This window comes from Haloactinomyces albus, assembly GCF_031458135.1.
GTDB lineage: Bacteria > Actinomycetota > Actinomycetes > Mycobacteriales > Pseudonocardiaceae > Haloactinomyces > Haloactinomyces albus.
In genome coordinates this window covers 3,601,764-3,618,211 of record NZ_JAVDXW010000001.1, presented here as the reverse complement: position 1 = coordinate 3,618,211, position 16,448 = coordinate 3,601,764, and the positions used below count along the sequence as shown (strand labels likewise).

The following is a 16,448-nucleotide window of genomic DNA, read 5'->3' as shown; positions in this document are numbered from 1 at the left end:
CCTGCGCCTCAGACGGTGAACAGGGTCCGCACATCCCAATCGGGCACGGTCCGCCTGCCACCCAGCTGCGACAGCTCCAGCACCAGCGACGCACCCACCGACTCGGCACCGGCCTTGTCCACCAGTTGCCGCGCCGCGGCCAACGTCCCTCCGGTGGCGAGCACGTCATCGACGACCAGCACTTGCTGCCCGGCGATGAGGGCATCGGCGGGCAGTTCCAGTGCCGCCGTTCCGTACTCCAGCGCGTAGTCCACCCGGTCGGCCACAACCGGGAGCTTGCCGGGTTTGCGCAGGCCGACGAAGCCCGTTCCATGGGCATGAGCCACTGCCGCGCCCAGCAGAAAGCCGCGCGCCTCGATCCCGACGACCACATCGAAGGCGTGTACCCGGCCGAGGGCATCCACGACCGAGTGGAAGGCTTCCCGGTCGGCCAGCACCGGACCGATGTCGCGGAACAGCACACCGGGTTCCGGAAAGTCCGGAACCTCCCGCACCAACCCGGCCGCACGACCGAGGTCGGCATCGACTTCGCTACTGACCTGCAAGGAATCGTTCGTGGTCATCAGTTCCTCAACGTCGTTTCTTGCCGGTGGGACGTCCGGACCCGCCCGCGGAGCGGCTGCCACTTCCGCGTTCGCCCGGACCCTTGCCGGTCCGGGCGGGGGCGCTGACCGCCGCGACCATTTCCCGCTCGCGCCGCGAGTCGGCATCGAGCACGGAGGCGTCCGGGGCGGAGCCCGCGGCCTGTTCCGTACCGGAGGACGTCTCCGTCGAGTTCCGCTCCCGCCGCTGGCGCACCTTCGCCGCCTGCGCCTGGTACTTCGGATTGCGCATCTTGAAGTCCACCAGCACGGGAGTGGCCAGCAGAAGCGACGAGACGACACCGGCGATCATGCCGATCAGCTGCACCAGGGCGAGATCCCGCAGCACACCGACGCCCAGCAGGCCTGCCCCGATGAGCAGCAGGCCCAGCACCGGCAGCAGCGCGATCACCGAGGTGTTGATCGAGCGCATCAGCGTCTGGTTGACCGCCAGGTTGGCAGCCTCGGCATAGGTCCGGCGCGTCAGCCCGAGAAGACCGCGAGTGTTCTCCTTGACCTTGTCGAACACGACCACCGTGTCGTACAGCGAGAAACCGAGGATGGTCAGCAGACCGATCACCGTACTCGGGCTGACCTCGAAACCGATCAGCGAGTACAGCCCCGCCGTCACCAGCACGTCGTGCAGCAGGGCGATCAGAGCGGCCACGGCCATCCAGCGTTCGAAATAGAACGCGAGGAACACCGTGACCAGCGCGAGGAACACGCCGAGCGCGATCAGGGCCTGCTTGGTGATCTCGCTGCCCCAGGTCCCGCTGACGGCGCTGTCACTGATCGCTTCCACGGTCGGCTGACCGTTGACTCCCAGCGGCTGCAGGTCCTCGGCCAAGCCCTGCTTGACCGTGGTGAGTTCCTCGACGCTGAGCTTGTCGGTGCGGATCTGGATCGTCTGGCTGTCGCCGCTGCCGACCAGCTGCACGGAATCCGCCGGGTACCCCAGGGCTTCCCGGAACGCGTCCTCGGCCTCGTCGGCGGTGATCTGGCCCTGCGCTCCCGCAGCGGGCATCGAGATCTTGGTACCACCGGTGAACTCGATGCCGAGGTTGAAACCCTTGAAGCCGATCGAGGCAATACAGACGAGCACGAGCAGGCCCAGGGCAATGTACCAGCGCTTGCGCTTGCCGATGATGTCGAAAGCACCGGTGCCCGTGTAGAGGCGATGCAATACGCCACCGCGTTCGGCCGTACTTGCTGTGCTCTCCGCGCTCGCTGTGCTCTCCGCCCCGTTGGGCGGAGTGGTGCCGTTGCTGCTTTCGCTGTCGGGAGTACTCATTGCCTCAGGCTTCCTTCGGGGTCGTGGCCGAGGGCCCCTGCTTCGGACTCCGCTTGCGAGCTGCTCGTGCCCGCTCACCCATCCGCTGGACCGCACCCAGCCCGGACACCCCGGGTTTGGACAGGAATTTGTTCTTCGAGGCCAGCACCACCAGTGGGTGTGTGACGAGGAAGACCACGATCAGGTCGAGCACCGTGGACATCCCGAGCGTGAATGCGAAGCCCTTCACCTGGCCGACCGCGAGGATGTAGAGCACGGCAGCGGCCAAAAAGCTCACCGCATCGGCGGAGAGAATCGTCCGGCGTGCCCTCGCCCAGGAACGCGGGACCGCCGATCTGAAGGTTCTGCCCTCCCGGATCTCGTCCTTGAGTCTCTCGAAGAGGACGATGAAGGAGTCCGCCGTGATCCCGATCGCGATGATGAATCCGGCCATACCGGGCAGATCCAGCGTGAACCCGATCCAGCGGCCGAACAGCACCAGCACGCCGTAGACCACCGCGCCGGACAGCACCAACGACAGGATCGTCAGCAGGCCGAGAACGCGGTAGTAGGCCAGGCAGTACACGGCAACCAGAATCAGGCCGAGCCCCCCGGCGAGCAGGGCTGCCTCCATCGAGGCGATGCCGAGTGTGGGTGAGACCGTTTCGGCCGTGGACTGGTCGAAGGCCAGCGGCAGCGAACCGTACTTGAGCGTATTGGCCAGGTTCGTGGCGCTCTCCTGGGTGAAATTACCGCTGATGGTGGTTCGCCCGCCGAGCTGGGCACTTTGGACCTGCGGAGCGGAGACCACCTGAGTGTCGAGGACGAACGCGACTCGCTTGCCCACGTTGGCCGAGGTGAAATCGGCCCACTTCTGCGCCCCCTGACCCTTGAACTGGAGGTTGACCGTCCAGCCGGGGTACTGCTGGTTCGGTGGTACCGCACTGGCGGTCTCGACCTGCTGCCCCTCGAGGAACACCGGACTGAGAACGTACTTCTCGGTACCTTCCTGATTACAGGTCACCAGCGGTTTCTGCGGGTCGGCATTGCCGCGCAACGGATCCGGGGCACTGCAGTTCAGCGCCTGCAGAGCCTGCGCCTGCACCTGGGGATTCGTGCTCTGCCGCGTCTTCTTGGCCTGCTCGATGGCCGCGGCTCGGGAATCGGGGTCATCCGGCGGTGGCTGCTGCGCCGCCGCGGTGCCGTTGCTCGACGACTGCGGCGTCGTGCCCGCAGGGCCCGAGCCGGAACCCGCTGAGCCGGAGCCGCCGGACCCGGAGGTGCTCCCCTGCCCCTGTGTCTTTCCCGGACTCTGGGGCAAGGCGGAAACCGGGACGGCCTGCTGAACCTTGCGAAAGTTCAACTCGGCAGTCTGGCCCAGGCGTTTGGCCTGCTCGCCATTCTGGCCCGGAACCGTGATGACCAGGTTCTGCCCGTCGATGGTGACCTCGGAACCGCTGACACCGAGGCCGTTGACGCGCTGCTCGATGATCTGCCGGGCCTGCTGCAACGATTCCTGGGTGGGAGGCTGGCCGGTGGGCGTCCGAGCGGTCAGGGTGACCCGGGTGCCGCCCTGCAGATCGATGCCCAGTTCCGGGGTCGGTTTCCGATCCCCGGTGAAGAAGACGAGGGCGTATATACCCACCAGGATCAGCGCAAAAACTGCGAGATAACGCCCTGGGCGGATCTGCCCGGCCGGAGGTGCCACGGTGCGTCTGTCTCCTCATCCGAAGTCTGTATCGAAGTTCAGCAGTCGGTGGGCGCCCCACCGGGCACCGACCATCGTGAAAGGTCATCCTGACGCCGCACGGCGGTCGCACCATGCTGCATCTCTCAGTCTGGCAGGCGCCATCCGCGCCCTGCTGCGCCGGGGAGAGCGGTGCGCCGGTTTTCCGGCACGGTCGGCATCCGGTCAGGCACCGGAAGAAATGCCATGCACGTTCACTGGGCCACGCCGTGACTCGCACGCGTGTACCAGTGAGCGCATGGCCTGTATTGATCACACGACGGGCACACGCGCATCCGACATCACGTCTTCGCCGGTGCCCCGATTACCCGCCTGAATGGCAGCAGTCCTCAGTGGGCCTTCTGCTTCTCAACCGATTCAGTGGCCTGCTCCTCCGACCGGTCGTCCGAGGTGTCACCGCTCGGCCCCTCGTCGGTTTCCCGGCCGGATGTCTCGTCATCGGAGACGTCCTCGGCACTGTCGGCACTGTCGTCGGTGTTCACCTTCTCGCGGACGGCCTGGCGCAGCCACGTCGTGGTCATGCCCGGCGCGATCTCCAACTCGATGGAATCGTCCGAGGTCGTCACGACGGTGCCGAACAGGCCCGAGGTGGTCATGACGCGGTCACCCTCCGCCAGCGAGTTCTGCAGCTGCTGCTGCTGCTGCATCGACCGCTTCTGCTTGCGGATCTGGAAGAACAGCATCAAGGCGATGCCGACGAGAAGAATGGGAAAAATCAGTTGTTCCATCGTGCTCCGTCCGGCGGACACTCCGTGCGCGCGAACGACCACGACTGCACAGCCATGAGCCCGCGGACCCACACAGCGTCCGAATTGTTCGGATGTTTCACCACCAGTGTGCCAGCTCCACCGGTAATGGCGGGCAGCCTACTACCGACGACTACTCGTCGAACAGGCTCGGGGTGGCTTCACCGGGAGTATCGGGGGGCGGCACGACACCGAGATGCTGCCAGGCGGCCACGGTGGCGACCCGCCCTCGCGGAGTCCGTGCAAGCATCCCCGCCCGGACCAGGTACGGCTCACACACCTCCTCGACCGTGGTGGGCTCCTCACCCACAGCCACAGCCAGCGTCGACACGCCGACCGGTCCTCCGCTGAACGAGCGCACCAGGGCCCCGAGCACGGCACGGTCGAGGCGATCCAGGCCGAACTCATCGACGTCGTAGACCTCGAGCGCGGCCCGTGCGACGTCGAGAGTGACCGCGCCGTCGGCCCGGACCTCGGCATAGTCGCGAACGCGGCGCAGCAGACGGTTCGCGATACGGGGGGTTCCCCGGGAACGCCGCGCGATCTCGTGCGCCCCGTCCGCACGCAGGTCCACGTGCAGAATTCCCGCCGACCGCCGGATGACCTCTTCGAGTTCGGACGGCGCGTAGAACTCCATGTGCGCGGTGAAGCCGAACCGGTCCCGCAACGGGCCGGTCAACGAACCGGAACGCGTCGTCGCCCCCACCAGTGTGAACGGGGCGATCTCCAACGGGATGCTGGTCGCGCCGGGGCCCTTGCCGACGACGACGTCGACGCGGTAGTCCTCCATCGCCAGGTACAGCATCTCCTCGGCAGGGCGCGCGATCCGGTGGATCTCGTCGATGAACAGCACATCGCCCTCGGTGAGGTTGGACAGCATCGCGGCGAGATCGCCCGGACGCTCCAACGCAGGCCCCGAGGTCACCCGGATGGACGCTGCCAACTCGGATGCGATGATCATGGCCAGACTCGTCTTGCCCAGTCCCGGAGGACCGGAGAACAACACGTGGTCGGGCTGCTCTCCCCGGCCGAGCGCCCCGTGCAGGACCAGTTGCAGCTGCTCGCGCACCCTGGGCTGACCGACGAAATCCTCGAGCTTGCGCGGTCGCAAGCTGTTCTCGACGTCCTGCTCGGAGGACACCTGATGCGGTGACAGCGCCACCTCCGCACCGTCCTCCGCACCCACGGGTCCCACATCGGGTGAATCGTCGTGCATCGCGTCACCAGTACCGTCGTTCACAGCGGCACGGGAGCCGCCCCGCAGCGCTCATGCCTGTCATTTCGGCCCCAGCTTCGCCAGCGCCTTGCGCAGTACCGCCGAAGTATCGGCTTCCGCCCCGTCCGTGGCCAGCACGGCTTCCACGCTCTGCTCGGCCTGTTTGGCCGAGAAGCCCAGCCCGACGAGGGCGTCGCAAACCTCCGAACGCAACTGCCTGCCGCCCGCTGCACCGGCCTGCGCGCTCTCCGAGCCGGGCTCGGCCGCTCCGCCCACCTTGTCCCGAAGCTCCAGGGTCAACCGTTCGGCGCTCTTCTTGCCGATACCGGGCACCTGAGTCAGCAGTGCCAGATCGCCGTCGGCAAGTGCCTGGCGCAGTTGCTCCGGATCCAGGACCGCGAGCGTGGCCAGGGCCAGCCTCGGTCCGACTCCGGACGCGGTCTGCAACAGGCCGAACAGATCACGGGCCTCCGTCGTGGCGAAGCCGTACAGCGTCAACGAGTCCTCGCGAACCACCAGGGATGTCGCCAGGTGGGTCTCCTCGCCGCGACGCAGGCCTGCCAGGGTCACCGGCGTGGCGTACACCGCGTATCCCATTCCGCCGACCTCGACCACGGCATGATCCAAGCCGATCGACAACACGGTGCCCCGAACCGAGGCGATCATCGTGGCGGTCCTCCTGCTCGTCCGGCCGAGTTACGGGATCGGTTCGCCTCTTTCAACCTGGCACGATGGTGACGTGCCAGTTCGGCGGCTCTTGCCTCGGCCTCGGCGAGGCGGCCCGCCATCGGAGCCCGCCACAGGTGACACACGGCCAACGCCAGCGCGTCCGCCGCGTCGGCGGGCTTGGGCGCGGTCTCCAGCCCGAGGATCTTCGTGATCATCGCGGTGACCTGCTTCTTGTTCGCGGTCCCCGATCCGCTGATCGCTGCCTTGACCGCGCTGGGCGTGTGGAAGGCGACGGGCAGGCTCCGGCGGGCCGCCGCCAGCGCGACGACACCGGATACCTGGGCGGTTCCCATCACGGTACGCACATTCTGCTGGCTGAACACCCGCTCGATGGCGACGACATCCGGCCGGTGTGTGTGCATCCACTGCTCGACCGTGTCGGCCACCGCCATCAGCCGGGTGGACAGTTCATCCTCGGCGGGGGTGCGTACGACCCCCACCGCCAGGCACGTCACCTCGCGCGCTCGGCCGTCCTCGACCACACCGACCCCACACCGGGTCAGCCCGGGATCGACACCCAGCACGCGCACGCCGTCGTCCTCTCCCGCCGGAGTTCGTGAACATTCGTTCGAACCCTACCGCTCCGGCAGCCGCACGCCGACACCGACACGCTACAGCCGCGATCGCGAACTTCTACGCGCTGGCCTCTGCCATCACTTCATCGCTGACGTGGAATCCAGCACAGCCGCGATCGCGAACTTCTACGCGCTGGCCTCTGCCATCACTTCATCGCTGACGTCGAAGTTCGCGAAGACGTTCTGCACGTCGTCACAGTCCTCCAGGGCGTCGATGAGCTTGAACAGCTTGCGCGCCCCGTCGGCGTCCAGTGGCACATTGACCGAGGCCAGGAAGTTGGTGTCCGCCGAGTCGTACTCGATGCCCTCGGCCTGGAGTGCCTTGCGCACGTCGACGAGGTTGCTCGGTTCGGACAGCACCTCGTAGCTCTCACCGAGGTCGTTGATCTCTTCGGCTCCTGCATCGAGCACGGCGCCGAGCACGTCTTCCTCACTCAGTCCGTTCTTCGGCAGGACCACCACGCCCCGGCGGGTGAACAGGTAGGACACCGAACCCGCATCGGCCATGGAACCGCCGTGGCGATTCATCGCGGTGCGCACTTCCCCGGTCGCCCGGTTGCGGTTGTCGGTCAGGCACTCGATCAGCACGGCGACACCGTTCGGCGCGTACCCCTCGTACATCACCGTTTCCCAGTCCGAGCCGCCTGCTTCCTCGCCGGCGCCACGTTTGCGCGCACGCTCGATGTTGTCCTGCGGCACCGAGTTCTTGCGCGCCTTCTGCATGGCGTCGTACAGAGTCGGGTTGGCTTCCGGGTCTCCCCCGCCGGTACGCGCGGCGACCTCGACATTCTTGGTCAGCTTCGCGAAAAGCTTGCCGCGTTTGGCGTCGAGGGCGGCCTTCTTGTGCTTGGTGGTGGCCCACTTGGAGTGGCCGCTCATCTCTCCTCCGTCTTTCTACGACAGCACGATCCCCACGCAGCGGTGAATGCTCTCAGCACGCGCGGACCATGTGCACGAATTGGCGGTGCACGCGCTCGTCCCCACCGACCAGTTCCGGGTGAAAGGCGGTGGCGAGCACGGGTCCCTGCCGAACCGCAACGATCGTACCGGCGGATGTCTCCGCCGCCGCGACGTCCGGCTCCGACCGGGACGATTCCTGCCGACCCCGCTCCGGTGGGGTCGGCTCTGCCGGAGCCACGGTGGCCAACACCTGCACGTCCGAGCCGACCTTCTCGATCAGGGGTGCCCGGATGAACACGGCATGGACAGGACCTCCGTCGATCCCCTCGAAGTCCAGGTCGGTCTCGAACGAGTCGACCTGCCTGCCGAAGGCGTTACGCCGCACCACGACATCGAGCGCCGCCAGCGGACGCACGGAAGCCGCCGAAGAGGCGTCACGAAGACCATCCTGCCCCGAACGATCGTCGAGAACCCGACTGCCCAGCAGCACCATACCCGCACAGGAACCGTATGCGGGCATTCCTGCCGCAAGGCGCTCCCGGATCGGCTCGAAGAGCTCGAACGTATCGAGCAGGCGGGTCATCGTCGTGGACTCACCGCCGGGCAGGACGAGGCCGTGCACGCCGGCGAGTTCCTCCGGACGGCGGACGGGTTCGGCAACCGCGCCGCCACGCTCCAACGCCGCCAGGTGCTCGGCCACGCCTCCCTGCAGAGCGAGCACACCGATCACCGGTTGTGTTGTGGTCACGTCGTCATTCTCCTGGATCTACGCAGGTCGACAATGTCCGGGGCCGGTGAGGGGCGGGCACGGGACCTGATCATCCGGGCAGCAGGACACGCAGGCCTGCAGTGGTCGCTGCCGCGGCGAGCACGACGACGACGAAGGGGGCTCGACGCCAGGCGAGCACGCCGCCGACGGCGACCCCTGCCACGCGTGCCCATCCCGCGAAACCGCCCGACTCGAACAAGGCGCTGGTCACCACGAACGCACCGAGCAGCGTGATCGCGGCGATCGACAGCAACCGTTGCCATCGCTCAGACAACCGCACTCGGTCCCGCAGTAGCGGGCCTGCCACTCGCAGCGCGTAGGTTCCGGCTGCCAGCATCAACACCACACCGACGGTCATGCATTCCCCCGCTCCGGTGTTCCCGCTTCCGGTGTTCCCGCTGTTCCGGCTGCCGCGGACTTGCTCTTCGGTGTCGGCACCGCTGCGGCCACACCGATCAGCGCGGCCACCACGGGTAGTCCCTCCGGCAGTAGCGGTGTCGCCACCACCGCAACGGCCGCACCGACCACGACGGCCCGCAGGGTCGGACGGTCCCGCAGCGAGGGCATCACCAGTGCCAACAATGCGGCAGGCAGGGCCGCATCGAGCCCGAGGGCGGCCGGGTCGCCGACCCGCTGCCCGAGCAGACCGCCGAGGAGGACAGAAGGAGCCCAGACGCCGTACACGGTGAGACCGGCGATCCAGTAGGCGCGTCTCCGTCGTTGCGGGTCCTGCTCGGCCAGCGCGAACGCGACCGCCTCGTCGACCATGATGTGACTGCCGAGCAAGCGGGCGAGCAATCCTCGTCCCAATACATCACCGATCGCCAGACCGAACGGGAAGTGCCGGGCGTTGAGCATCAGACCACCCACCACCGCCGTGATCGGTGCCGCTCCTGCGGAGATCAGTCCGACCGCCATGAACTCGGACCCCCCGGCGAACACCAACGCCGCCATCAGGGTCACCAGCCACAGCGGGATTCCCTTGCTCACCGCGATGGCGCCGAGTGAGCAGCCGACGAGCGACATGGCCACCGCCATCGACAGCATCTTCCCGAGAAACGCGCTGCCCAGGCCCCCACGGCTGCCACGCGTTCGACTGAGCGAACTCATGTTCGTTATTCTGAACACCAGAGACTCGTTCGTCAAACCGAACGTAATGACCGCTATGCCGAACACAAGCGAGTGCCGATGACCGAAGCCGAAACCGATCCCGGCAGATCCGATCCCGGCAGATCCGATCCCGGCAGATCCGATCCCGGCAGATCCGCCCCGCTGGACATCATCGCCGAGTCGCTGCGTCGTGAGCGCGACCGTGCCGGAGTCTCCCTGTCCGAACTGGCCAAGCGCGCCGGGGTCGCCAAGTCGACCCTGTCCCAACTCGAGGCGGGCAGTGGCAATCCCAGCGTCGAGACCCTGTGGGCACTGGGCGTGGCCCTGGGTATCCCCTTCAGCAGGCTCGTCGATCCGCCCGCACCGCAGGTCAGGATCATCCGGTCCGGCCAGGCCTCCGTCGTGCGGTCGGAACAGTCCCCGTTCGCCGCAGCACTGCTGTCGGCGTGCCCGGCGGGCGCCCGCCGTGACCTGCATCTGCTGACGCTGGAACCCGGAGCTGCCCGGCACGCCGCCGCCCACATTCCCGGAGCCGTCGAGCACGTGATCGTCACGGCGGGCAGGATGCGCACCGGGCCGGAGGAGAACCCCGTCGAGGTCGGGCCGGGGGACTACATCTCCTTCTCCGGCGACGTTCCGCATCTGTACGAAGCGCTGGAGCCCGAAACCACGGCAGTCCTGGTCATGGAGCATGCCTGAGCCGACAACCGGCTCATCCGCGCACACGCGGTCCCGGACCCCGCACTCGGCACCGGCCTCCCCGGGTCACCGCAGGTGCCGGGTCACCAGCCGCGCTGGGCGTAGTGCTGGCCCTCGGGAAGATCGTCGACGTTGATGCCGACCATGGCCTCACCGAGTCCGCGCGAGACCTTGGCGACCATGTCCGGATCGTCGTAGAACGTGGTCGCCTTGACGATGGCCTCGGCACGGCGGGCCGGGTCGCCGGATTTGAAGATCCCGGAGCCGACGAAAACACCCTCGGCACCGAGCCGCCGCATCATCGCCGCGTCGGCCGGAGTGGCGATCCCCCCGGCGGTGAACAGAACGACCGGGAGCTTGCCCGTTTCGGCAACCTCGCGCACGAGTTCCACCGGAACCCGGTGCTCCTTGGCAGCCGCGTACAGCTCATCGCTGTCCAAGACCGACAACCGGCGCATCTCCGCACGGATCTGGCGCATGTGCCGGGTGGCCTCGACGACATTGCCGGTGCCCGCCTCGCCCTTGGAGCGGATCATGGCCGCACCTTCGGAGATGCGCCGCAGCGCCTCACCGAGATTGGTGGCACCACACACGAACGGCACGGTGAACGGCCACTTGTCGATGTGGTTGGCCTCGTCGGCGGGGGTGAGCACCTCGGACTCGTCGATGTAGTCGACACCGACCGACTGCAGCACCTGTGCCTCGACGAAATGCCCGATACGGGCCTTGGCCATCACCGGGATCGACACGGACTCCACGATGCGCTCGATCATGTCCGGGTCCGACATGCGCGCCACGCCGCCCTGCGAACGGATGTCGGCGGGCACGCGCTCCAGCGCCATCACGGCCACGGCGCCGGCTTCTTCGGCGATCGCGGCCTGCTGCGGAGTCACCACATCCATGATCACTCCGCCCTTGAGCATTTCGGCCATACCGCGTTTCACCCCATCGGTGCCGGTCACAGCGTCGCGGGCGGCATTGTTGGCTGGGGTGGGGCCGGTAGTCACGTTCGACCTTTCCTCTCCGTCGTCGGTATCGCAGTCCTGATACAGCAGGGGCTGAAATACCCTGCCGTATCCAGCTTAGGAACGAATTGGCCCTCTCCCACGGTCCACTGCGGGGGTTTCTGAGTAGTCCACTTGGGCAAGTGGACGAGGCTTGCGTCACCGCGAAGCGGTTCGGCTCTGCGCCATGGCGGTGAGCGCCCTTGCACGACTCGCCCGATCGGTGTGTGATCGGTACCACAATCAAGGTGACCGATGGCGATTCGGGCGGGGAGTACCCATGGGCAACAAGCAGAGCAGCACCGGCGGGAGCCCTGCGGCACCGGCCCCTGCGGATCCGGCCGCCCTTCGCAATGTCGTACTCGTCGGCCCCTCTTCCGCAGGCAAAACCACCCTCGTCGAAGCGCTGCTGGCGACCACGTCGACGATCGGTAGGCAGGGATCGGTCACCGAGGGCACCACGGTCTGTGACCACGAGGCTGCGGCAATCGAGCAGCAACGGTCCGTCGGCCTCGCGGTGGCGCCACTGCAGCACGGCCATACCAAGATCAACCTGGTCGACACCCCCGGATACGCCGACTTCATCGGCGAACTGCGTGCGGGGCTGCGTGCGGCGGATGCGGCCCTGTTCGTCATCGCAGCGGGCGAAGGAGTCGATCCCGCCACGCGAGCCTTGTGGCAGGAGTGCGCGCGGGTCGCCATGCCGCGGGCTGTCGTGATCTCCCGCCTCGACCAGCCCCGTGCGGATCTCGATGCCGCGATCGCAGCGTGCCGGGAAGCTTTCGGGGCAGGGGTCCTGCCGCTGTACCTGCCACGCGAGGACAGCACACCACAGGCAGGCGGCAGGGGAGCACCGGGGCTGACCGGGGGACTGACCGGGGTGTTGACCGCCGCTCCCGGAGACACTCCTGCAGGGGCGAGCGCCGCGGCGGACGGGGAACGCATGCGGGAACGGCTCGGCACAGCCCGCAACGAGCTCATCGAGGGCATCATCGCCGAGAGCGAGGACGAGGCCCTGATGGACAGCTACCTCGCGGGGGAGGAGATCGAGGAAGCCACGTTGATCCGGTCCCTGGAATCGGCCGTCGCCCGCGGCGGCCTGCATCCGGTCCTGCCGGTGTGTTCGGAGACGGGGCTCGGTCTGACCGAACTCCTGGACGGGATCGTCCGCGGGTTTCCGTCGCCGCTGGAACACGTGCTTGCCGAGTTCACCGACTCCCAGGGCCGGAATCCCCGGACACTGGCCGCCGATCCGGCGGGACCTCTCGCCGCCGAAGTGGTGCACACCTCGGTCGACTCCTACGTCGGACGGGTCTCGCTGGCGCGGGTCTTCTCCGGCACGATGCTGCCGGAGCGGCCGGTGCACGTCTCCGGGCACGGCATGACCGAGCGGGGGCACCCCGATCACGACGAGGACGAACGCGTCGCGCACCTGTACTCCCCCTTGGGATCGAGTCTTCGTGCGGTACCTCGCTGTATCGCGGGTGATTTGTGCGCGGTGACCAAGCTCGTCTCGGCCGAGACCGGCGATACCGTGTCCGACCCGGCCGACCCGCTGTTGCTGGCGCCGTGGCCGATGCCGGAGCCGCTGCTGCCGATCGCGGTCACCGCCCGCACCCGCAGCGACGACGACACGCTGGCACGCAACCTGAACCGGGTCGTCGCCGCGGATCCCACTCTCCGGCTGGACCGAGCCACCGAGACGCACCAGGTGGTGCTGTGGTGCATGGGCGAGGCACACGCCGATGTGGTCCTGCAGCGCTTGCGTGAGGGAGGCGCCGAGATCGACACCGAACCGGTGCGGGTGCCGCTACGGCAGACCTTCGCGTGCCCGGCCCAGGGGCACGGCCGCCACGTCAAACAGTCCGGCGGCCACGGCCAGTACGCCGTGTGCGACATCGAAGTGGAACCGCTACCCCGGGGGTCGGGGATGGAGTTCGCCGACCGGATCGTCGGCGGCGCGATACCCAAACAATTCATTTCCAGCGTGGAGAAGGGCGTGCGCAGGCAACTCGACAGGGGCCTGGAAGCCGAGTGCCCCATCGTGGATGTACGAGTGACCCTGACCGACGGCAAGGCGCACAGTGTCGACTCCTCCGACGCGGCTTTCCAGGCGGCCGGAGCGCTGGCGTTGAAAGCAGCCGCCGAGCAGGCGGGCCTGGTCACCCTGGAACCGGTGGACGAGGTGGCGGTACACATCCCGGACGAACATCTGGGGGCGGTTCTGGGTGACCTGTCCGGCCGTCGCGGCAAAGTCGTCGGTACCGAACCGGAGGACGTCGGCTGGACCGTCGTACGCGCGCATGTCCCCGCCAGCGAGCTCGCCCGCTATGCGGTCAACGTCCGTTCGCTGAGTTCGGGCAGCGCCAGCTTCACCCGCACCTTCAGCCGCTACGATCCGATGCCCGGGTGAGCGGGCTCTCGCCGGCCGCAGTTTCCGGCTGAACCCTCCGGGAAACTGCGGCCTACCCGTACAGGCCACGGCGTTCGACCTCGGCCATCAGGGCATACTGCTCCGCCAGTGCCCGGCGCACCACCGCCTCGCACTCGCGGATCTCCGCGAGGAGCTCGCCGTCCGAACAGGCTGCCGGTGCCCGCATGCTCGGCACGTCGGTGAGACCCGATTCGCAGGGATTCGCCCGGGGAAGATCCAACTCTGGTTTCATGCCTTTCATTCTCAACACTCGAACACCAGTTCACCATTACACGATCAGGTGATCACGGAGAACGATACAGCCGAAAACCGCCGCATAACCCGGAAGGCTCCGGCCAGATCCCTTCCCCGCGATCTCGACAACGCGGGGATGCCCCCGGCAGCGCAGCTCGGCAGCGCGGACACCGTCAGCGCAGGCTGCGCACGAACACTGCCCACTCGGCGGAACCGAACAGCAGGGCGGGGCCACCCGGATCCTTCGAGTCCCGCACCGCAGTCACGGACTGCTCGGGGAGCGCACCCACCTCGACGCACGAACCCCCATTGGGGCCACTGCGGGTGCTCTTGCGCCACACCACGTCGGTCAGATCGGGCACCGCACCCACCTCGACGCACTGACCGCCGCCTTGCCCGCTGTGGGTGCTCTTGCGCCACGCCACATCGGTCAGCAGCGTCGCATCCCGGATGTGCGAGTCCATCACACTGTCTCCTTGGCAAGATCGGTCAGGAACTTCGTGGAGTCCGGTGGAGAAAGCGCCTGCTCCGCAAGAGCTTCGAACACGCCGTTGAACGTGGCGATCTCCTCGACTTCCTCCAGGTACAGGCCGCCGCGCTGATTCTCCACGTACACCACGCCCGGATCACCCGCACGCGGAAACCCCAGCCACTGAAAAGAACCAAGATGCCCGCGATGCTGCCCGGCACCAAACGGCATCACCTGAACCGTGACATTCGCCGTGGCCTGCACCTCGGCCAAGTACTCGTACTGCTCGCGCATGATCCTCGGCCCACCGACACGTCGTCGCAGCGCAGCCTCGTCGACAATCGCGTGCACGGTCAGCGGATGTTCGGTCCGCTTGAACGCCTCCTGTCGCCGCAGACGCGCCGCAACCTGTTCCTGGAGCACGACCTCGGACGGACCGTCCTCGGAACGAATCAAGGCTTCGATATAGGAGCGGGTCTGCAAGATACCGGGTGGGAAGCCCATCTCCCATTCGCGAATCTCACCGGCACCCCATTCGAGTCCGATGTAAAGCGAAAACCAGCCGGGAACGGCTCGGTTACCATCCCACCAGCCTCTTTCCTTGGCGAAGTCGGCCAGTTGCAGATACCAGTCGACACGCTCCGCGGGTACGCCGAACAACGAGAGCATCAGCTCCAGGTCGGGACCGCTGATGGTGTTGCGCATGCTCTCCATGTGCGCGATCTTCGCCGTACCGCAGCGCAGACGCTTGGCGACATCGCCCTGCTTCAAACCGGCCGCCTCACGGAGCCGACGGATCTCCGCTGCAAGCCAGCGTCGACCGACGGTCGGACTGACCGTCGGAATCTCCGGCAGCTCCACGTGATTCACGGCCGTCCCTTTCGCCTCACAACTCCGACCCGGGCACCGTCAACATCACCCGAATGAGTGCTTATGTCAGCAAAATTTGCTAAGTATATTTTGCTGCGTGCTGATCCGGCAGGCTCAGCCTATCGCCAATGTCCGTCACCACCGCCCCATGGGGAGATCACCATGCGTTACGTCCTCGCGCTGCACCGGATCGTCAATCCGGACTCGATCGGTTCCTACGAAGAACTGGTGTGCTTCGAGCCGATCAGCCACGAAGATGCCGCGACCTCGCAGCGACGGCTGCACGACTGGGCGCTTGCCATGCTGACGCGCAACCATCAGGCCTTCGGCATGTATCACGCCGCGATCACGCCGCTCGATGAGCACGAACGTCCCAACCTCGACGCCTACGACGACCTCATCGCCGAGGACGCCGACGTTACCGAGGACTATCTCTGCTGGTCCGGTGAGAGCGAGCTGGTGCCTGCCTGACCTCACTCCAGCGTGCGACTCGTGAGATGGACGGCGTACAGGCGCTGACCGATGGTGAACAGCGACACCGCCGCCAGAGTCCACACCGCGATGTCGAGGACATGGGGCACACCCAGCCCGTACAGACCGGTTCCCACGAGCACCACGACGAGGCGTTCGGCCCGCTCGGCCAGTCCACCATCGGCGCGAAGTCCGTGTGCCTCGGCCCTGGCCTTCACATACGAGATCACCTGTGCGCTCACCAGGCAGATCAGCAATCCCACTCCCCGCGCGTGGTGATCGGTCACGACAAGCGCCCACCACACCAGCGAGCCGAACAAAGCCCCGTCGGCGATGCGGTCGCAACTCGCGTCGAGAACCGCGCCGAACCTCGTCACCGTCCCGTGAGCCCGGGCCATCGCGCCGTCGAGCAGGTCGAACAGCAGAAAGAGCGTGACCACCACGGTGCCGATGAACAACTGCCCTCGCGGGAAGAACCACAGTGCCGTGATAACACTGACCACCGTCCCGATTACCGTCACGGCGTTCGGGGACAGTCCGCGCCGCACCAGCCACGCACCGACCGGGTCGCTGATCCGGGCAACAGGAGCCCGCGCGAAGATGTTGAGCATCGTGAGAAGTGTC

19 protein-coding genes are annotated in these 16,448 nt (G+C 67.1%); 3 read left to right on the top strand and 16 right to left on the bottom strand.

Going from position 1 to position 16,448, the window contains the following annotated elements:
• Nucleotides 1-8: 8 nt before the first annotated feature.
• The 11 genes from JOF55_RS17250 to JOF55_RS17200 form a co-directional block, all read right to left on the bottom strand.
• Nucleotides 9-563 (bottom strand): adenine phosphoribosyltransferase, encoded by a 555-nt coding sequence (locus tag JOF55_RS17250; protein ID WP_310275485.1) that lies wholly within the window; start codon nucleotides 561-563, stop codon nucleotides 9-11.
• 7 nt (nucleotides 564-570) lie between these two features.
• Complete coding sequence (gene secF, locus JOF55_RS17245) at nucleotides 571-1,872, bottom strand: protein translocase subunit SecF (RefSeq protein ID WP_310275482.1); 1,302 nt, start codon at nucleotides 1,870-1,872, stop codon at nucleotides 571-573.
• A 4-nt stretch (nucleotides 1,873-1,876) separates the two neighbouring features.
• Nucleotides 1,877-3,559 (bottom strand): protein translocase subunit SecD, encoded by a 1,683-nt coding sequence (secD, locus tag JOF55_RS17240; protein ID WP_374727299.1) that lies wholly within the window; start codon nucleotides 3,557-3,559, stop codon nucleotides 1,877-1,879.
• Between the two features lie 368 nt (nucleotides 3,560-3,927).
• Nucleotides 3,928-4,326, bottom strand: coding sequence for a preprotein translocase subunit YajC (gene yajC / locus JOF55_RS17235; protein ID WP_310275479.1), 399 nt, complete (start codon nucleotides 4,324-4,326; stop codon nucleotides 3,928-3,930).
• Nucleotides 4,327-4,477: 151 nt separating this feature from the next.
• Nucleotides 4,478-5,560, bottom strand: a complete 1,083-nt coding sequence (gene ruvB, locus JOF55_RS17230) for a Holliday junction branch migration DNA helicase RuvB (protein ID WP_310278416.1) — start codon at nucleotides 5,558-5,560, stop codon at nucleotides 4,478-4,480.
• A 60-nt stretch (nucleotides 5,561-5,620) separates the two neighbouring features.
• A complete protein-coding gene (gene ruvA, locus JOF55_RS17225) occupies nucleotides 5,621-6,226 on the bottom strand; it encodes a Holliday junction branch migration protein RuvA (RefSeq protein ID WP_310275477.1) in 606 nt (201 codons plus the stop codon).
• Nucleotides 6,223-6,819: a crossover junction endodeoxyribonuclease RuvC gene (gene ruvC, locus JOF55_RS17220; RefSeq protein ID WP_310275475.1), complete on the bottom strand. Its 597-nt coding sequence runs from the start codon at nucleotides 6,817-6,819 to the stop codon at nucleotides 6,223-6,225. The genes ruvA and ruvC overlap by 4 nt, the downstream gene beginning before the upstream one ends.
• Nucleotides 6,820-6,990: 171 nt before the next feature.
• Nucleotides 6,991-7,743: a YebC/PmpR family DNA-binding transcriptional regulator gene (locus tag JOF55_RS17215; protein ID WP_310275473.1), complete on the bottom strand. Its 753-nt coding sequence runs from the start codon at nucleotides 7,741-7,743 to the stop codon at nucleotides 6,991-6,993.
• Between the two features lie 52 nt (nucleotides 7,744-7,795).
• Nucleotides 7,796-8,512 carry a pyridoxal 5'-phosphate synthase glutaminase subunit PdxT gene (pdxT, locus tag JOF55_RS17210; RefSeq protein ID WP_310275471.1) on the bottom strand — a complete coding sequence of 239 codons (717 nt, stop codon included), beginning with the start codon at nucleotides 8,510-8,512 and terminating at the stop codon, nucleotides 7,796-7,798.
• Nucleotides 8,513-8,582: 70 nt separating this feature from the next.
• A complete protein-coding gene (locus JOF55_RS17205) occupies nucleotides 8,583-8,891 on the bottom strand; it encodes a branched-chain amino acid transport AzlD family protein (protein WP_310275469.1) in 309 nt (102 codons plus the stop codon).
• Nucleotides 8,888-9,643: an AzlC family ABC transporter permease gene (locus tag JOF55_RS17200; RefSeq protein WP_310275467.1), complete on the bottom strand. Its 756-nt coding sequence runs from the start codon at nucleotides 9,641-9,643 to the stop codon at nucleotides 8,888-8,890. Before JOF55_RS17200 ends, JOF55_RS17205 begins: the two co-directional genes overlap by 4 nt.
• A 78-nt stretch (nucleotides 9,644-9,721) precedes the next feature.
• On the opposite strand from JOF55_RS17200, the gene JOF55_RS17195 reads away from it, so the two are divergent.
• Nucleotides 9,722-10,342, top strand: coding sequence for a helix-turn-helix domain-containing protein (locus JOF55_RS17195; protein WP_310275466.1), 621 nt, complete (start codon nucleotides 9,722-9,724; stop codon nucleotides 10,340-10,342).
• An 83-nt stretch (nucleotides 10,343-10,425) separates the two neighbouring features.
• Here JOF55_RS17195 and pdxS read toward each other — a convergent pair whose 3' ends face one another.
• Nucleotides 10,426-11,349 (bottom strand): pyridoxal 5'-phosphate synthase lyase subunit PdxS, encoded by a 924-nt coding sequence (gene pdxS / locus JOF55_RS17190; RefSeq protein ID WP_374727298.1) that lies wholly within the window; start codon nucleotides 11,347-11,349, stop codon nucleotides 10,426-10,428.
• A gap of 277 nt (nucleotides 11,350-11,626) precedes the next feature.
• On the opposite strand from pdxS, the gene JOF55_RS17185 reads away from it, so the two are divergent.
• Nucleotides 11,627-13,759 (top strand): elongation factor G-like protein EF-G2, encoded by a 2,133-nt coding sequence (locus tag JOF55_RS17185; RefSeq protein WP_310275464.1) that lies wholly within the window; start codon nucleotides 11,627-11,629, stop codon nucleotides 13,757-13,759.
• A gap of 52 nt (nucleotides 13,760-13,811) precedes the next feature.
• Here JOF55_RS17185 and JOF55_RS17180 read toward each other — a convergent pair whose 3' ends face one another.
• The 3 genes from JOF55_RS17180 to JOF55_RS17170 all read right to left on the bottom strand — a co-directional run bounded on the left by JOF55_RS17180 (nucleotide 13,812) and on the right by JOF55_RS17170 (nucleotide 15,353).
• Nucleotides 13,812-14,012 (bottom strand): hypothetical protein, encoded by a 201-nt coding sequence (locus JOF55_RS17180; protein ID WP_310275462.1) that lies wholly within the window; start codon nucleotides 14,010-14,012, stop codon nucleotides 13,812-13,814.
• A gap of 175 nt (nucleotides 14,013-14,187) precedes the next feature.
• On the bottom strand, nucleotides 14,188-14,478 hold the full coding sequence (locus tag JOF55_RS17175; RefSeq protein ID WP_310275460.1) for a DUF397 domain-containing protein: 291 nt from the start codon (nucleotides 14,476-14,478) through the stop codon (nucleotides 14,188-14,190).
• Nucleotides 14,478-15,353 (bottom strand): helix-turn-helix domain-containing protein, encoded by an 876-nt coding sequence (locus tag JOF55_RS17170; protein WP_310275458.1) that lies wholly within the window; start codon nucleotides 15,351-15,353, stop codon nucleotides 14,478-14,480. The genes JOF55_RS17175 and JOF55_RS17170 overlap by 1 nt, the downstream gene beginning before the upstream one ends.
• A gap of 162 nt (nucleotides 15,354-15,515) precedes the next feature.
• On the opposite strand from JOF55_RS17170, the gene JOF55_RS17165 reads away from it, so the two are divergent.
• Nucleotides 15,516-15,824, top strand: a complete 309-nt coding sequence (locus JOF55_RS17165) for a hypothetical protein (RefSeq protein WP_310275456.1) — start codon at nucleotides 15,516-15,518, stop codon at nucleotides 15,822-15,824.
• 2 nt (nucleotides 15,825-15,826) lie between these two features.
• On the opposite strand, the gene pgsA is transcribed toward JOF55_RS17165, so the two are convergent.
• Nucleotides 15,827-16,435, bottom strand: a complete 609-nt coding sequence (pgsA, locus tag JOF55_RS17160; protein WP_310275454.1) for a phosphatidylinositol phosphate synthase — start codon at nucleotides 16,433-16,435, stop codon at nucleotides 15,827-15,829.
• Between the last annotated feature and the right edge of the window lie 13 nt (nucleotides 16,436-16,448).

What these genes read in the sequence shown, in the direction of transcription:
- JOF55_RS17165 (WP_310275456.1), top strand. Translation starts at nt 15,516, where the DNA reads ATGCGTTACGTCCTCGCGCTGCACCGGATCGTCAATCCGGACTCGATC.
- JOF55_RS17215 (WP_310275473.1), bottom strand. Translation starts at nt 7,743, where the DNA reads ATGAGCGGCCACTCCAAGTGGGCCACCACCAAGCACAAGAAGGCCGCC.
- JOF55_RS17200 (WP_310275467.1), bottom strand. Translation starts at nt 9,643, where the DNA reads ATGAGTTCGCTCAGTCGAACGCGTGGCAGCCGTGGGGGCCTGGGCAGC.
- pgsA (WP_310275454.1), bottom strand. Translation starts at nt 16,435, where the DNA reads ATGCTCAACATCTTCGCGCGGGCTCCTGTTGCCCGGATCAGCGACCCG.
- secF (WP_310275482.1), bottom strand. Translation starts at nt 1,872, where the DNA reads ATGAGTACTCCCGACAGCGAAAGCAGCAACGGCACCACTCCGCCCAAC.
- ruvA (WP_310275477.1), bottom strand. Translation starts at nt 6,226, where the DNA reads ATGATCGCCTCGGTTCGGGGCACCGTGTTGTCGATCGGCTTGGATCAT.
- JOF55_RS17185 (WP_310275464.1), top strand. Translation starts at nt 11,627, where the DNA reads ATGGGCAACAAGCAGAGCAGCACCGGCGGGAGCCCTGCGGCACCGGCC.
- JOF55_RS17250 (WP_310275485.1), bottom strand. Translation starts at nt 563, where the DNA reads ATGACCACGAACGATTCCTTGCAGGTCAGTAGCGAAGTCGATGCCGAC.
- ruvB (WP_310278416.1), bottom strand. Translation starts at nt 5,560, where the DNA reads ATGCACGACGATTCACCCGATGTGGGACCCGTGGGTGCGGAGGACGGT.
- JOF55_RS17175 (WP_310275460.1), bottom strand. Translation starts at nt 14,478, where the DNA reads ATGGACTCGCACATCCGGGATGCGACGCTGCTGACCGATGTGGCGTGG.
- yajC (WP_310275479.1), bottom strand. Translation starts at nt 4,326, where the DNA reads ATGGAACAACTGATTTTTCCCATTCTTCTCGTCGGCATCGCCTTGATG.
- JOF55_RS17205 (WP_310275469.1), bottom strand. Translation starts at nt 8,891, where the DNA reads ATGACCGTCGGTGTGGTGTTGATGCTGGCAGCCGGAACCTACGCGCTG.
- JOF55_RS17195 (WP_310275466.1), top strand. Translation starts at nt 9,722, where the DNA reads ATGACCGAAGCCGAAACCGATCCCGGCAGATCCGATCCCGGCAGATCC.
- JOF55_RS17180 (WP_310275462.1), bottom strand. Translation starts at nt 14,012, where the DNA reads ATGAAACCAGAGTTGGATCTTCCCCGGGCGAATCCCTGCGAATCGGGT.